13 protein-coding genes are annotated in these 14,259 nt (G+C 71.7%); 5 read left to right on the forward strand and 8 right to left on the reverse strand.

Features of this window, described 5'->3' with window-relative positions; genetic code table 11:
* The first annotated feature begins 24 nt into the window (after positions 1 to 24).
* Positions 25 to 924 (forward strand): oxygenase MpaB family protein, encoded by a 900-nt coding sequence (locus tag Sco07f_RS12755; RefSeq protein ID WP_007447050.1) that lies wholly within the window; start codon positions 25 to 27, stop codon positions 922 to 924.
* 60 nt (positions 925 to 984) lie between these two features.
* Here the strand turns inward: Sco07f_RS12755 and Sco07f_RS12760 are convergent, their stop codons facing one another.
* Positions 985 to 1,584: a class I SAM-dependent methyltransferase gene (locus tag Sco07f_RS12760; protein WP_108987900.1), complete on the reverse strand. Its 600-nt coding sequence runs from the start codon at positions 1,582 to 1,584 to the stop codon at positions 985 to 987.
* A gap of 179 nt (positions 1,585 to 1,763) precedes the next feature.
* A complete protein-coding gene (locus tag Sco07f_RS12765) occupies positions 1,764 to 2,192 on the reverse strand; it encodes a PPOX class F420-dependent oxidoreductase (protein WP_007447061.1) in 429 nt (142 codons plus the stop codon).
* 107 nt (positions 2,193 to 2,299) lie between these two features.
* Between Sco07f_RS12765 and Sco07f_RS12770 the strand changes: the two genes are divergently transcribed.
* Together Sco07f_RS12770 and Sco07f_RS12775 are read left to right on the forward strand one after the other, a co-directional pair.
* Positions 2,300 to 2,713 carry a roadblock/LC7 domain-containing protein gene (locus Sco07f_RS12770; RefSeq protein ID WP_007447049.1) on the forward strand — a complete coding sequence of 138 codons (414 nt, stop codon included), beginning with the start codon at positions 2,300 to 2,302 and terminating at the stop codon, positions 2,711 to 2,713.
* Positions 2,714 to 2,849: 136 nt separating this feature from the next.
* Positions 2,850 to 3,848 carry a DUF6397 family protein gene (locus Sco07f_RS12775; RefSeq protein ID WP_108987901.1) on the forward strand — a complete coding sequence of 333 codons (999 nt, stop codon included), beginning with the start codon at positions 2,850 to 2,852 and terminating at the stop codon, positions 3,846 to 3,848.
* Between the two features lies 1 nt (position 3,849).
* Here Sco07f_RS12775 and Sco07f_RS12780 read toward each other — a convergent pair whose 3' ends face one another.
* Both Sco07f_RS12780 and Sco07f_RS12785 read right to left on the reverse strand, forming a co-directional pair.
* Positions 3,850 to 4,716 carry an acyl-CoA thioesterase gene (locus tag Sco07f_RS12780; RefSeq protein WP_007447060.1) on the reverse strand — a complete coding sequence of 289 codons (867 nt, stop codon included), beginning with the start codon at positions 4,714 to 4,716 and terminating at the stop codon, positions 3,850 to 3,852.
* 19 nt (positions 4,717 to 4,735) lie between these two features.
* On the reverse strand, positions 4,736 to 7,249 hold the full coding sequence (locus Sco07f_RS12785) for a DEAD/DEAH box helicase (RefSeq protein ID WP_164140304.1): 2,514 nt from the start codon (positions 7,247 to 7,249) through the stop codon (positions 4,736 to 4,738).
* Between the two features lie 145 nt (positions 7,250 to 7,394).
* On the opposite strand from Sco07f_RS12785, the gene Sco07f_RS12790 reads away from it, so the two are divergent.
* Positions 7,395 to 8,189, forward strand: coding sequence for a metal-dependent hydrolase (locus Sco07f_RS12790; protein ID WP_007447047.1), 795 nt, complete (start codon positions 7,395 to 7,397; stop codon positions 8,187 to 8,189).
* A gap of 20 nt (positions 8,190 to 8,209) precedes the next feature.
* Here Sco07f_RS12790 and Sco07f_RS12795 read toward each other — a convergent pair whose 3' ends face one another.
* The 4 genes from Sco07f_RS12795 to Sco07f_RS12810 form a co-directional block, all read right to left on the reverse strand.
* Positions 8,210 to 8,482: a type B 50S ribosomal protein L31 gene (locus Sco07f_RS12795; protein WP_108987902.1), complete on the reverse strand. Its 273-nt coding sequence runs from the start codon at positions 8,480 to 8,482 to the stop codon at positions 8,210 to 8,212.
* A 63-nt stretch (positions 8,483 to 8,545) separates the two neighbouring features.
* Positions 8,546 to 9,016: a DUF5709 domain-containing protein gene (locus tag Sco07f_RS12800; protein ID WP_007447055.1), complete on the reverse strand. Its 471-nt coding sequence runs from the start codon at positions 9,014 to 9,016 to the stop codon at positions 8,546 to 8,548.
* Positions 9,017 to 9,524: 508 nt separating this feature from the next.
* Positions 9,525 to 11,306 (reverse strand): ABC transporter ATP-binding protein, encoded by a 1,782-nt coding sequence (locus tag Sco07f_RS12805; RefSeq protein WP_108987903.1) that lies wholly within the window; start codon positions 11,304 to 11,306, stop codon positions 9,525 to 9,527.
* The gene (locus Sco07f_RS12810; RefSeq protein WP_108987904.1) at positions 11,303 to 13,210 is read right to left on the reverse strand and encodes an ABC transporter ATP-binding protein; all 1,908 of its coding nucleotides are present in this window, start codon (positions 13,208 to 13,210) and stop codon (positions 11,303 to 11,305) included. The genes Sco07f_RS12805 and Sco07f_RS12810 overlap by 4 nt, the downstream gene beginning before the upstream one ends.
* Positions 13,211 to 13,464: 254 nt before the next feature.
* Between Sco07f_RS12810 and Sco07f_RS12815 the strand changes: the two genes are divergently transcribed.
* Positions 13,465 to 14,223: a hypothetical protein gene (locus Sco07f_RS12815; protein WP_108987905.1), complete on the forward strand. Its 759-nt coding sequence runs from the start codon at positions 13,465 to 13,467 to the stop codon at positions 14,221 to 14,223.
* Positions 14,224 to 14,259: the final 36 nt, after the last annotated feature.

Below are 14,259 nucleotides of genomic sequence, written 5' to 3' on the forward strand. Positions count from 1 at the left end.
CTCCGACGGCAGAAGGGGGCAGCCATGGTGCGGCGCTTCGAACTACTGGCACAGATCAGGCGCATGGACCCCTACGGGAACGCCTCGGAGATCTACCGGCTCTCCTCGGCCTACGAGTTCCCCTGGGACTTCGCCCGCGCCCTGGAGCTGGCGCTCTACCGCACCTACGCCGTGCCGAGCATCGGCCGGCTGCTCGCCGAGACGGCGGAGTTCACCGACCGGCCCCAGAAGCGGTACGACGACACGGCACTGCTGCTCGACGCCGTCGTCGAGCACGGCTTCGACAGCGAGCAGGGGCGCACGGCGATCCGGCGCATCAACCGGATGCACCGCAGCTACGACATCACCAACGAGGACATGCGGTATGTCCTGTGCACGTTCGTCGTGACCCCCAAACGCTGGATCGACGCCTACGGATGGCGCCGGATGTCCCGCCACGAGACCGTCGCCTCCGCCGTCCACTACCGCACGTTGGGCCGGCACATGGGCATCAAGGACATTCCCGGTTCCTACGAGGAGTTCGAAGCCTGCCTCGACGCCTACGAGGCGGCCCACTTCGCCTGGGACGAGGGCGGGCGCCGTGTCTCCGACGCCACACTCGACCTCATGGCCTCCTGGTATCCGCGCCCCCTCGCACCCTTGCTGCGTGCCGGGACCCTCGCCCTGCTCGACGACCACCTCCTGCGGGCCTTCGGCTACGCACCGCCGAGCAGCGCCACCCGGGCGGTCGTGCGCCGTGCCGTCAGGCTGCGCGGGCGGGCGGTCCGACTGCTGCCGCCGAGGCGTGCTCCGCACCATGCCCGACAGAACAGGGAGATCAAGGGATATCCGAACGGCTACCAACTGGCGGAGCTGGGCACCAGCCCGGTCCCCGGCATCCGGGGCTGTCCGGTCCGTCACATCGGCACGTCGGCCGCCGAGTGAAGCCAGCGTCTCGCGCAGCCGGCCGAGTTCGGCCCGTCGCCGTCGCCGGGCGCGGCTGACTCATGCCGCTCGTACCGCCAGTGCCAGGAAGCGGGACTCCTCGTCGACGTACACCGTCATGTCCCACCCGGAACCGGTCAGCAGCACACGGAGGTTGTGCTCGGCTCGCAGGTCGTCCGGGGTGAGCCGGCGCCCCTGCCGGGCCGCGAGCGCCGCCCTGCCGACCGGGTGGAAGAGCGCCAGTACACCGCCGGGGCGCACGACGCGCGCCAACTCCCGCAGATTTCCGGCCGGATCGGGCAGGTGGGCGATGAGCCCCGCCGCGAACACCGCGTCGAGCGACCGAGAACGCAGCGGCAGCGCGGCCACGTCGGTCAGCAGCAGACACCCGTCGCGGTCCCTCCCGGCGTGTACGGCGGCCTGCAGCATGGCAGGGGTCAGATCGGCGCCGACGACCTGCCCGGAGCGCCCCACTGCCGCACGCAACGGCGGCAGGGCGCGCCCGGTGCCGCATCCCGCGTCGAGTACGCGATCACCCTTCCGGAGCCCGAGTTCGGCGACCGCGGCCGCGTAGGCCGGTCCGTCGTCGGGGAACCGGCGGTCCCAGTCGGCGGCCCGGGAGCCGAAGAACTCCTGCACGTGCGTGTGGTCGTCACTCATGCTCCGCATGATCCCCCGAGAGGGCGGGAGATGCCGCAGCGCACACGTCGGAACATGACGCGATCGTCCCAGGACGGCGGGTGCCTGTTCGTGGCCGCCGCGCGAGACGGCTCCCGCATCGCCGCCTCACCTCACCTGCGTGACTGCCGGGATCGGCCTCGTGGCCCGCGATCCGGACCTCAGTCCGCCACCGACCTCTGGGCCAGGACTTTGTCCACGGGGACCCGGACGAGGAGTTCGCCCGGAACGCCGTTGCGCGCCCCGAACTCCTCGGCGCGTTCCTCACCCATGTACCGTGCGGCGATGCGGGCGGCCCAGTGCCGCAGCTCACCGGGATCCTCCGAGATCCGCGCCCGGCCCTGCAGCACCGCGAAATCGAAGGGCGGCCGGTCGTCGTCCACGCACAGGGCGATACGGCCGTCACGGACCAGATTGCGCCCCTTCACGGTGTCCTTGCCGGTGTTGAACACCAAGTCGTCCCCGTCCAGCAGGAACCAGATGGGCGCCACATGCGGGCTGCCGTCGGCCCGCACGGTCGAGAGCTTTCCGGTGCGCGTGCCTTCCGAGACGAAGGCCCGCCATTCCTCATCGGTCATCTTCTGTGCCATGCCCCCATCCTCCTTGCCCGGAGCACGGGCGTGGTGAAGGCTGGCGGACGGATCCCCCGGCCAGGGGGAGGCAACGCGTACGGGGAGACACGGGGAGTTATCGGACCATGGTGCAGAACCAGGGACTCGGCTGGCTGCTTGACGACCTGACGGCGCGCGTCGAGCACGTACGGCACGCGTTGGTCCTGTCCAACGACGGATTGGTGACCGGGGCGAGCACAGGCCTGCGACGCGAGGACGCCGAGCACCTCGCCGCCGTGTCGTCCGGGCTGCACAGTCTGGCCAAGGGCTCGGGCCGGCACTTCGGCGCCGGTCGGGTACGGCAGACGATGGTGGAGTTCGACGACGCGGTCCTGTTCGTCACCGCGGCGGGTTCGGGCAGCTGTCTGTGCGTGCTGAGCGGCGCGGAGGCCGACATCGGGCAGATCGCGTACGAGATGACGCTGCTCGTGAACCGGGTGGGCGAGCACCTCGACGTCGATGCGCGGCAGCCGCGACGCATATCCCCCACCGAGCCCTGACCTGCACTTTCGCGGACCGTTGGGGGCTGGCGCAGGGTTGTCCACAGGCCTGCCACGGAGGTCGCTGCTGCGGCTACGGTTTTGTGTCAGCGGGTGCGAACGGCGCCTGCCACACACTCCACGGGGGAGACGAACCATGTCCGGCAACACCGTCACGCACAGGGCCGGCGCAGCCGTCGAGCGGCCCGGCACCACCTGCGACGCCTCTGTCGCGCCGAAGCGCGCGGCAGGGGAACTGGGGCTCAGGCGAAGCGAACTCGACCTCGCGGTGCACCTCGGCCGTGTCCGCACGATTCCCGACCGCGTGGCAGGGGGGTGGCGAGTCCCCCGCGACGAGATCGACCGGATCCGGGCGGCGAACGGCTTCGCCGAGGGGCTTCGGTCCGGTGTCCGGACCGTCGGCACCACGGAGGGCGCGGCTCTCATGCACGTGACCAGGGCACGGTTCACCCGTCTGGCACGGCTGGGGCTGTTGGTACCGGTGAAGTTCTACGTCAACCGGTACCGCGCCGTCGTCTGGCTCTACCTGGCCGAGGAGCTACGGCGGTTCGCCGCCGACGAGCGCAACGCGACACTGCTGACGGGCCGCACAACCGAAGTCCTCCGGGCCCAACTGGGGGAGGGGCTGGACCTGCGGCCCCGCAACTGGCGGGGAAGGCACCTGGGCTTCCTGCTCCGCCAGGCGGCCGACGACCCGTGGGACCGGGCCGCGGCCGTGGCGTCGCTGCTCGACGCAGCCGAGGTCTCGGAGGTCGTCACCGACCCGTACGACCGCTCCCGTCTGCGCCGGTTCCGTCCCGTGACGGCGGCGCACGGCTCGCCGGAATCCCCGGCCGCACAGCTCGCCGAGGAGATCGTGACAGCCGCAGACCAGGACGAGATCGACTGGCTCCGGTCGGACCTGGCAGCAGCGGTGGAAGCGGCCCGTCGGCAGTGTCCGGCACCCCGCCCGGCCCTGCACGCCGTGCCGATCGAGTCCGGTTCCGAGCCCGTGCCCGGCGAGACGGCGGAGCCCCTGCGGCCCGGGACGGTGGCCGGCGCGCGGCAGGGCACAGAGCTCCAGGGACCACGCCCGGCGGAGCGACCCGGACGGCCAGGCGGCCTGTTCGGCCGACTGTGGCGCAGAGACTCCTGACCTACAGGGACCGGAAGAGGCCCTCCTGGACGACGGACACCAGCATCCGTCCTTCCGTGTCGTAGATCCGTCCACGGGCGAGCCCGCGGCCTCCGGTCGCGATCGGAGACTCCTGGTCGTACAGGAACCACTCGTCCGCGCGGAACGGCCGGTGGAACCACATGGCGTGGTCCAGCGACGCCATGTCGAACCCTCTGGGGCCCCACAGCGGCTCCACCGGGATACGCACCGCGTCCAGGAGCGTCATGTCGCTCGCGTAGGTCAGGGCGCAGGTGTGCACGAGCGGGTCGTCGCCGAGCGGCCCCACCGCACGCATCCACACGGCGCTGCGGGGCTCGGCGCCCTCGACCTCCTCGGGGCTCCAGCGCAGCCGGTCGACGTAGCGGATGTCGAAGGGCTGGCGGCGTGCCATCCGCTCCAGCTGCTCCGGCAGTTCGCCCAGGTGCTCCCGTACCTCATCGGCGACCGTCGGCAGCGACTCGGGATCCGGGACCTTGCGGGCCGGTGGCAACTGGTGCTCGAAACTCCCCTGCTCAGGCTTGTGAAAGGAGGCGGTGAGCGTGAAGATCGTGCGTCCCTGCTGCACGGCGGTGACCCGGCGGGTCGTGAACGACCGCCCGTCCCGGTCCCGTTCGACCTGGTACACGATCGGCACACCGGGGCGACCGGGACGCAGGAAGTACGCGTGCAGCGAGTGCACCGGGCGGTCGCCGTCGGTGGTGCGGCCCGCGGCGACCAGCGCCTGGCCGGCCACCTGGCCGCCGAAGACGCGCTGCAGCGACTCCTCGGGGCTGCGGCCCCGGAAGATGTTGACCTCGATCTGCTCCAGGTCGAGCAGGGCGACGAGGCTCTCGGCCGGATTCGTCATCGGTGGGAGTCTCCTGTGCTCACAGCTGGCCGACATCGGTGACGCGGACGACCGCACGGCCCTCCGCGTCGGAGGCGGTGAGGTCGACCTCCGCGCTGATGCCCCAGTCGTGGTCGTCGTTCGGGTCGTCGAAGATCTGCCGCACGCGCCACAGCCCGTTCTGCGGCTCCTCCTCGATGATCAGCAGCTTCGGTCCGCGGGCGTCGGGGCCGGTGCGGAGGTCGTCGTACTCGTCCCAGTACTTGTCCATGGCCTCACCCCACGCGTCGGCGTCCCAGCCGGCGTCGGCGTCCATCTCGCCCAGCTCGCCGACGTGGTCGAGGGCGGCGAGCTCGACCCGGCGGAACATGGCGTTGCGGACCAGGACCCGGAAGGCGCGCGAGTTGGCGGTGACCGGCCGTACCTGGTCGGCCTTCTCCTGCGCCTCCTCGGCGGTCATCTCCTCCGGGTTGGCGAGCTGCTCCCACTCGTCGAGGAGACTGGAGTCGACCTGGCGCACCATCTCGCCGAGCCACTCGATCAGGTCCTGCAGGTCCTCGGACTTCAGGTCGTCCGGGACGGTGTGGTCGAGGGCCTTGTAGGCGCTGGCCAGGTAGCGCAGCACGATGCCCTCGGTGCGGGCCAGTTCGTAGTGGGAGACCAGCTCGGTGAAGGTCAGCGCCCGCTCGTACATGTCGCGGATGACCGACTTCGGGGACAGCGGGTGGTCACCGACCCAGGGGTGGCTCCTGCGGTAGGTGTCGTAGGCGTGGAAGAGCAACTCCTCCAGGGGCTTCGGGTACGTGACGTCCTGGAGGCGCTCCATGCGCTCCTCGTACTCGACCCCGTCCGCCTTCATCGCGGCCACGGCCTCGCCGCGCGCCTTGTTCTGCTGAGCGGCGAGGATCTGGCGCGGGTCGTCCAGCGTGGACTCCACGACCGACACCATGTCCAGCGCGTACGACGGCGACTCCGGGTCCAGCAGTTCGAAGGCGGCCAGAGCGAAGGTGGACAGCGGCTGGTTCAGGGCGAAGTCCTGCTGCAGGTCCACCGTCAGACGCACGATGCGTCCCTCGGCGTCCGGCTGGTCGAGCTTCTCCACGATGCCGCCGTCCAGCAGCGAGCGGTAGATGGCGATCGCCCGCCGGATGTGCCTGAGCTGCTGCCTGCGCGGCTCGTGGTTGTCCTCCAGCAGGTGACGCATCGCGGAGAAGGCGTCGCCGGGGCGGGCGATCACCGACAGCAGCATGGTGTGCGTGACCCGGAAGCGGGAGGTCAACGGCTCCGGCTGGGAGCCGATCAGCTTCTCGAACGTGCTCTCCGACCAGGCCACGAAGCCCTCGGGTGCCTTCTTCCGGACGACCTTGCGGCGTTTCTTCGGGTCGTCACCGGCCTTGGCGAGCGCCTTCTCGTTCTCGACGACGTGCTCGGGTGCCTGGGCGACGACGAAACCCTCCGTGTCGAACCCGGCGCGCCCGGCCCGGCCGGCGATCTGGTGGAACTCCCGCGCCCTGAGCGTGCGGACCCGGGTGCCGTCGTACTTCGTCAGCGCAGTGAACAGGACGGTGCGGATCGGGACGTTGACGCCCACGCCGAGCGTGTCCGTTCCGCAGATCACCTTCAGCAGACCGGCCTGCGCGAGCTTCTCCACCAGTCGCCGGTACTTGGGCAGCATGCCGGCGTGGTGGACCCCGATGCCGTGCCGCACGTAGCGGGAGAGATTGCGGCCGAACTTCGTGGTGAAGCGGAAGTTGCCGATCAGATCGGCGATCCGCTCCTTCTCCTCCCGCGTGCACATGTTGATGCTCATGAGCGCCTGCGCCCGCTCCACGGCCTGCGCCTGCGTGAAGTGCACGATGTACACGGGAGCCTGCCGGGCCGACAGCAGATCGGTGAGCGTCTCGGTGAGCGGGGTGTAGCGGAACTCGTAGGACAGCGGCACCGGACGGGTGGCCGAACGGACCACCGAGGTGGGACGGCCGGTACGGCGTGCGAGGTCCCCCTCGAAGAACGAGACGTCACCGAGTGTCGCGGACATCAGGACGAACTGCGCCTGCGGAAGTTCCAGCAGGGGAATCTGCCAGGCCCAGCCGCGGTCCGGCTCCGCGTAGAAGTGGAACTCGTCCATGACGACCTGGCCGATGTCCGCGTGCTTGCCGTCACGCAGCGCGATCGACGCCAGGACCTCGGCGGTGCAGCAGATGACGGGTGCGTCGGAGTTCACGGAGGCGTCACCGGTCAGCATGCCCACGTTCTCGGTGCCGAAGATCTTGCACAGCTCGAAGAACTTCTCCGACACCAGCGCCTTGATCGGAGCCGTGTAGAACGTGACCTCGTCCCGGGCCAGCGCGGCGAAGTGAGCGCCGGCCGCGATCATGCTCTTGCCGGAGCCGGTGGGCGTCGACACGATCACGTTCGCGCCGGAGACCACCTCGATCAGCGCCTCCTCCTGATGAGGGTAGAGCGTGAGACCGCGTTCCTCGGCCCACGCCTCGAAGGCTTCGTACAGGGCATCGGGGTCGGCGGTCCGCGGCAGCTGATCGATGAGGGTCACGCCCCCATCTTGCCTGCCGCGGGCCGCGATGGGGGAATCGGCTGTCCGCGTGAAGATCACGAACGCTACGCTGGGTCGCCGACGCGGCAACAGCGGACCCGGACAACTGCACAGCGGCACACGAGAAATGGGGCGGGCAACGGCGATGATGGGACCAGCACACTCACTGTCGGGCGCCGCGGCGTGGCTCGGTGTCGGAGCGGCGACCGCCGCCGCGGGGCACCCGATGCCCTGGCCGGTCCTGCTCGCCGGGGCCCTGATCTGTGCCGGAGCGGCACTCGCTCCGGACCTCGACCACAAGGCGGCCACCATCTCCCGGGCCTTCGGACCGGTCTCACGGGGACTGTGCGAGATCGTCGACAAGCTGTCCGCCGCCGTCTACAAGGCCACCAGGAAGCGGGGCGACCCACGCCGCTCCGGCGGACACCGCACGCTGACGCACACCTGGCTGTGGGCGGTCCTGATCGGCGGGGGAACCTCGGCGCTGGCGATCATGGGCGGCCGGTGGGCGGTCCTGGCGATCCTGTTCGTACACATGGTGCTGGCCATCGAGGGTCTGCTCTGGCGGGCCACCCGCGGTTCCAGCAGCGACGTGCTGGTGTGGCTGCTGGCCGGGACCAGCGCATGGATCCTCGCCGGGATCCTGGACAAGCCGGACGGCGGCGCGGACTGGCTGTTCACCGCACCGGGCCAGGAGTACCTGTGGCTGGGCCTGCCGATCGTGCTCGGCGCGCTGGTGCACGACATCGGGGACGCGCTGACCGTCTCCGGGTGCCCGATACTCTGGCCGATACCCGTGGGCCGCAAGCGCTGGTACCCCATCGGGCCGCCGAAGGCCATGCGGTTCCGTGCGGGCAGCTGGGTGGAGCTGAAGGTACTGATGCCGGTGTTCATGCTGCTCGGGGGAGTGGGCGGCGCCGCGGCACTCAACTTCATCTGAGTGACGCGGGCCGGGCCGTCTCAGCCGGCTTCCCCGGCGTCCTGCCCCTCGCCCGCGCCGTACCGCCGCTCGAAGCGGGCGACGCGCCCCTCCGAGTCCACCGTTCGGGCCTTCCCCGTGTAGAAGGGATGGCTCTCCGAGGAGATCTCCACGTCCACCACCGGGTAGGTCTCGCCGTCGTCCCACGCGATGGTCTGGTCACTGGTGGCGGTGGACCGGGTCAGGAAGGCGTACCCGGCACTGCGGTCGCGGAAGACGACGGGCCGGTATTCGGGGTGCTTGTCCTGCTGCATGGCGGCTCCTCGTTCGGCGGGGATCATCGGGGCGACGGCGCGGGCCCGCCGTCGCGAGTGGCGTCAGCCCGGCAGAGAGTCCTCGTCGACCACGTGCATCGCGGCCTCTTCGGCGGAGGCCGCCGCGCCGTCGATGCCCACGTCCATGGCTACCAGCGCCGGCTCCTCGTCCTCGTGCGCCCCTTCGTCGGGTGCCACGAGCCGGCCGGACCGGTCCGCGCCGACCTCGTTGTCCAGCAGCTCTCCGTCGGTGCCGTCGGAATCGCCCAGCCCGTCGCCGTCGGGCGCGAGCTCGTCCGGACGCTCCTCGGCGAGCCGCTGGTCCAGCGTTTCACCGCGGTGGCGTTCGGCGGCCGTCACACCGGTGTGCTCCACCGCCCAGGGCCGCTCGGGCGGGGACCATCCCCGGTCGAGCGGATCGGCGACGCCGTCCTCCTCGAGGGTGTCCTCGCCGTCCAGGAGGCCGGTGTCCTCCCTCTGCTCGGATCCGTCGGGCTGGTAGACGTCATCTCCCCATCCGTCGACGCTGTTCACGGGTACCTCCAGGGGGTGGGGACCGGCCCCTTCTCACCGTGGACCGCGGCGGGTCGCCGCTGCACGGGGCACAGGCGTCACCCGTTGCGGAACCGTACGGTCCCGGGGCCTGCCTCGAGCCGGTGCCTCTTCCCAGCCTTCCACTCCCGTTCGGAACCGCGCAACGGCACGGGCCCCGCCGGGGTGACCGCCGGGCCCGCTCCTCCGGCTCCGACGGCCCGCCCGGCCCACGCCGACCGGCCCTGCATCGGCGACGCGTCGGACCCCCGTCCGGTGCGCTGCCCATCGCCCGGCCTGCCGTCGGGCCCCCGCCTGAGTCGTCCGGCAGCACCGAGTCCCGTCCGGGGCGGACGGTGCGGGGTGGTTCCGAGGGCGGTTCCGGGCCGGCCCCCACCGGGAAGCCCCGCTCCGGCAGGCCCGTCCGGGAGTGGTCACTCCGCCTGGAACCGCCCCGTCCGGGACCACCCCGTCCGGGACCACCCCGTCCCCGGAAGGACGCGCGACAGGGCTACCCGTGCCAGGACCGCCACAGCGCCGCGTAGGCGCCGTCCGCCGCGACGAGTTCGTCGTGGCTGCCCAGTTCGCTGATCCGGCCGTTCTCGACCACGGCGATGACGTCCGCGTCGTGGGCAGTGTGCAGGCGGTGGGCGATCGCGATCACTGTGCGGCCGTCCAGGACCCGGGCCAGGGACCGTTCGAGATGGCGCGCGGCCCGCGGGTCGAGCAGCGACGTCGCCTCGTCCAGCACCAGCGTGTGCGGATCGGCCAGAACCAGGCGGGCCAGCGCGATCTGCTGGGCCTGCGCGGGGGTGAGCGCGAAGCCGCCCGAGCCGACCTCGGTGTCGAGGCCCTCCTCGAGCCCACGGGACCAGTCGTCCGCGTCGACCGCGCCCAGCGCCGCCCACAGCTCGGCGTCGGTGGCGGCGGTCCTCGCGAGGCGGAGGTTGTCGCGCAGGGAGCCCACGAAGACGTGGTGCTCCTGGTTGACCAGGGCCACGTGCGAGCGGACCCGTTCGGCGGACATCCGGGAGAGCTCCGCGCCGCCCAGCGTGATCCGGCCTTCACGGGGACCGTAGATGCCGGCCAGCAGCCTGCCCAGCGTGGACTTGCCGGCGCCCGAGGGGCCGACCAGGGCGAGCCTGGTGCCGGGGGCGACCTCCAGCGACACCTTGCGCAGCACGTCCACACCCTCGAGGTAGCCGAAGTGCACCCCGTCGGCGTGCACGTGCCGCCCGTCGGGGGAGAGCGTGCCGTCACCGGCGTCCGGCTCGATGTCCCGCACGCCCACCAGCCGGGCCAGCGAGACCTGGGCCACCTGCAGCTCGTCGTACCAGCGCAGGATGATGCCGACCGGGTCGACGAGCATCTGCGCGATCAGGGCCGCGGTGGTCAGCTGACCGACCCCGATCCACCCCTGGAGGACGAAGACACCACCGATGAGCAGGACGGAGGCGAGCACGGTCACATGGGTGACGTTGATAACGGGGAAGAGCACCGACCGCAGCCAGAGGGTGTACCGCTCCCAGGCCGTCCACTCCGCGATCCGGCGCTCCGACAGCTCGATGCGACGGGCGTCGAGGCGGTGGGACTCGACGGTGCGCCCGGCGTCCACCGTCTCGGCGAGCGCCGCGGCCACGGCGGCGTACCCGGCGGCTTCCGAGCGGTAGGCGGCGGGGGCCCTGCGGAAGTACCAGCGGCAGCCGATCACCAGCAGCGGCACCGCGATCAGCACCGCGGGTGCCAGCGGCGGTGCCGTGACCACCAGGCCACCGAGCAGCAGCACCACCCAGACGGCGCCGATCGCGAGCTGGGGGACGGCCTCGCGCATGGCGTTGGCGAGCCGGTCGATGTCCGTGGTGATGCGCGAGAGCAGGTCACCCGTACCGGCCCGTTCCAGCACGCCGGGCGGCAGACCGACCGACCGCACGAGGAAGTCCTCGCGCAGATCGGCCAGCATCCGTTCGCCGAGCATCGCCCCCCGCAGCCGTACCTCGCGCACGAACACGGCCTGCACGACGAGGGCGATCACGAAGAGCGTGGCCGTGAGGCCGAGGTGCAACTCGCGCGTGTCGTCCGAGACCCGTTCCACGAGCCCGCCCAGCAGGTAGGGGCCAGCCATCGAGGCGATCACGGCGACGGTGTTGACGGTGACGAGGAAGAGGAAGGCCCGACGGTGCCGGCGCAGCAGCTCTCCCACGTACGCGCGCACGGTCGGGCGGGCGCCGACGGGCAGGGTGCTCGCCGTGGTGGGGGCCGCCGGGTCGTAGGACGGGGGCGCGACGCCGATCATGCCGTTTCCTCGATCTCTTCCAGTCGGTGCAGTACGTCGTCGTCACTCAGGGCGCCCTCACGGCCGTCAACGCGGCCGTCATTGCGGCCGTCACCGCGTTCATTGGCGTCGTCGCGCGGCGGCCTCGCGGGCTCCCTCCCGGCCGGTACGCCGTCGAGGTGCGCCGCGGTCTCCTCCTCGGTCTCGCGGGTCACCACGGCCCGGTACCGCGGCTCGGTGTGCAGCAGCTCCCGGTGGGCACCGACCGCCGCGACCTCGCCGTCGTGCAGGAACACGATCCGGTCGGCGCGGTCCAGCAGCAGCGGGGACGAGGTGAACACCACCGTGGTGCGCCCCGCGCGCAGGGCCTGCACGCCTTCCGCGATCCGCGCCTCGGTGTGCGAGTCCACGGCCGAGGTCGGTTCGTCCAGGACCAGCGCCCCCGGGTCCGTGATGAGGGACCGCGCCAGTGCCAGCCGCTGGCGCTGCCCGCCCGACAGCGACCGGCCCCGCTCGGTGATGCGGGCGTCCATCGGGTCGTCCGTGCCGAGCGAGCCCTGTGCGAGTGCCGTCAGCACGTCACCGCACTGCGCGGCGGCCAGCGCGTCCTCGGCGCCGACGGCACCGGACGCGGGCACGTCCAGCAGCTCGCGAAGCGTGCCGGAGAGCAGCACCGGGTCCTTGTCCTGGACCAGGACGGCGGTCCGCGCGGACTTCAGGGGCAGCTCGTCCAGCGGCACGCCGCCCAGCAGGGCCGACGTCCCCTTCTCCGACGGATGCCCGCCGAGGCGTTCCGCGAGCCGTCCGGCCGTGTCCGGGTCACCGCACACCACGGCGGTGAACCACCCCTCCGGAGCCAGGAGACCGGTGGCCGGGTCGTACAGGTCCCCGGTGGGGGTCTCGGCCTCCCGCGAACCCGTGGTGTCCGTGGCGCGTTCCAGGGCCAGCACCCGTGCGGCCCGCTTGGCCGAGGGCTTGGAGAAGGAGTACGCCATGGCGATCTCCTCGAAGTGGCGCAGGGGGTAGGTGAGGATCATGACGGAGCTGTAGACGGTGACGAGCTCGCCGACGCCGATGCGGCCCTCGCGGGCCAGGTGGACGCCGTGCCAGACCACCGCGATCAGCAGCAGTCCCGGCAGCAGCACCTGGATCGCGGAGATCAGTGACCACATGCGGGCGCTGCGCACGGCCGCGTGGCGCACTTCCTGGGAGGCCCCGCGGTAGCGGTCGAGGAAGAGTTCCTCGCCGCCGATGCCACGCAGCACCCGCAGTCCGGCGACGGTGTCCGAGGCGAGTTCCGTGGCACGGCCGGCCTTGTCGCGCTGGACGTCGGCCCGCCGGGTGGCTCGGGGCAGCAGGGGCAGCACCGCGAGGGCCAGGACCGGCAGGCCCACGATCACGACGACGCCGAGCGCCGGCTGGTAGACGACCAGCGCCACGCAGACCAGCACGATGGTGAGCGCGGCCGCGGTGAAGCGGGAGACGGCCTCCACGAACCAGCCGATCTTCTCGACGTCACCGGTGGACACCGCCACGACTTCTCCGGCCGCGACGCGTCGGGTCAGCGCGGAACCGAGCAGCGCCGTCTTGCGGGCCAGGAGCTGCTGGACACGTGCGGCCGCGGTGATCCAGTTGGTGACGGCGGCACGGTGCAGGAAGGTGTCGCCGACCGCGTTGCCCGCGCAGCACAGGACCATGAGGCCGCCGGCGAGGGCGAGGCGTCCGCCCGAGCGGTCGACGACCGACTGGATGGCGAGACCGACGCAGAAGGGCAGGGCGGAGACGGAGGCGAAGTGCAGCAGGCCCCAGGCCAGTGACTTGAGTTGGCCATCGAGCTGGTTGCGGAACAGCCACCACAGGAATCGGGGGCCCGAGCGTGCGTCCGGCACGCCCGGGTCGGGATACGGAAGGTCTTGGATCTGCATGACGTCCCAGTGGCTCGTGTCAGGAGGTGCCGTCGCTATGCGGCATCAAGAGGCTGCAAACCGTGAAAGGTTCGCGTCGCCGCGGGTCCAAAATCAAGCGGTTTTCCGCGGTGCGACACAAATCCGGCTCCGGACCACCGCACGTCGCCCGCACGCGCCCGCGGCGCACAGGCCGAGTCCGTCCGAGGCGCTCCACCCGCGTTCGCCCGCCGGGGTCATGACGGCATGCCCGGGACGAGTGCGACGATGGACGGATGGCGAGTGGTGGCGTACGGCGTACGGCGGTCGCGATGGCGGCCCTTGGCTCCCTGCTGACGGTGACGGCGCTGTCCGCCTGCGGCGGCCCGACGGGCCACCGGGCGGACAAGGAGGCGAGCGCGCCCCCCGCCGGGGAGGGCCGGAGCGGTGGGACGGCCGACCCGACCACCGTCCCCGGCGTCGGCGACCGGCTCCAGCGCCGCATCCCCGCCGACTCGCGCCAGGTCCTCGCGGTGTACGGCGACGGCAGGGACTCCGCCGACTCCACGGCCGTGCTCTACACGAAGCAGGGCTCCGCCTGGCACCGCGCCCGCGGTTGGGACGCGCACAACGGCACGAAGGGGTGGACGACCCACCACCACGAGAACGACAAGCGCAGCCCGGTCGGCGTGTTCACGCTCAGCGACGCGGGCGGCGTGCTGCCGGACCCGGATCCCGCCCCCGGTACCGGCCTGCCCTACAGCCGGTCCGCGAGCTTCGCGGCCCCGCACTGGTGGGCGAAGTCGTACTGGCACGACTTCGACTACGTCATCGCCATCGACTACAACCGAGTCGAGGGAACCCCGCCGAACGACCCGACCCGCCCCGAGGGTTCGGCCAAGGGCGGTTCGATCTGGCTCCACATGGACCACGGCAGCGGTACATCGGCCTGCGTCAGCCTGCCCAAGTCGGCGATGGAGTACCTGCTGCGCACGCTCGACCCGGACCTGCACCCCGTGGTGGTCATGGGGGACAGGGCGAACCTGAAAGCCTGAGCGCGGGCTCCCGGAAGCCCGCGGCAGCCGGATCCG

The organism is Streptomyces coelicoflavus, assembly GCF_003112555.1.
Classification (GTDB): Bacteria; Actinomycetota; Actinomycetes; order Streptomycetales; family Streptomycetaceae; genus Streptomyces; species Streptomyces coelicoflavus.

Bases quoted from the DNA above. Each gene is read 5' to 3' on its own strand.
- Sco07f_RS12765 (WP_007447061.1), bottom strand. From the start codon at position 2,192: ATGGCACAGAAGATGACCGATGAGGAATGGCGGGCCTTCGTCTCGGAA.
- Sco07f_RS12790 (WP_007447047.1), top strand. From the start codon at position 7,395: ATGATGGGACCAGCACACTCACTGTCGGGCGCCGCGGCGTGGCTCGGT.
- Sco07f_RS12755 (WP_007447050.1), top strand. From the start codon at position 25: ATGGTGCGGCGCTTCGAACTACTGGCACAGATCAGGCGCATGGACCCC.
- Sco07f_RS12795 (WP_108987902.1), bottom strand. From the start codon at position 8,482: ATGCAGCAGGACAAGCACCCCGAATACCGGCCCGTCGTCTTCCGCGAC.
- Sco07f_RS12780 (WP_007447060.1), bottom strand. From the start codon at position 4,716: ATGACGAATCCGGCCGAGAGCCTCGTCGCCCTGCTCGACCTGGAGCAG.
- Sco07f_RS12760 (WP_108987900.1), bottom strand. From the start codon at position 1,584: ATGAGTGACGACCACACGCACGTGCAGGAGTTCTTCGGCTCCCGGGCC.
- Sco07f_RS12815 (WP_108987905.1), top strand. From the start codon at position 13,465: ATGGCGAGTGGTGGCGTACGGCGTACGGCGGTCGCGATGGCGGCCCTT.
- Sco07f_RS12805 (WP_108987903.1), bottom strand. From the start codon at position 11,306: ATGATCGGCGTCGCGCCCCCGTCCTACGACCCGGCGGCCCCCACCACG.
- Sco07f_RS12770 (WP_007447049.1), top strand. From the start codon at position 2,300: ATGGTGCAGAACCAGGGACTCGGCTGGCTGCTTGACGACCTGACGGCG.
- Sco07f_RS12775 (WP_108987901.1), top strand. From the start codon at position 2,850: ATGTCCGGCAACACCGTCACGCACAGGGCCGGCGCAGCCGTCGAGCGG.
- Sco07f_RS12810 (WP_108987904.1), bottom strand. From the start codon at position 13,210: ATGCAGATCCAAGACCTTCCGTATCCCGACCCGGGCGTGCCGGACGCA.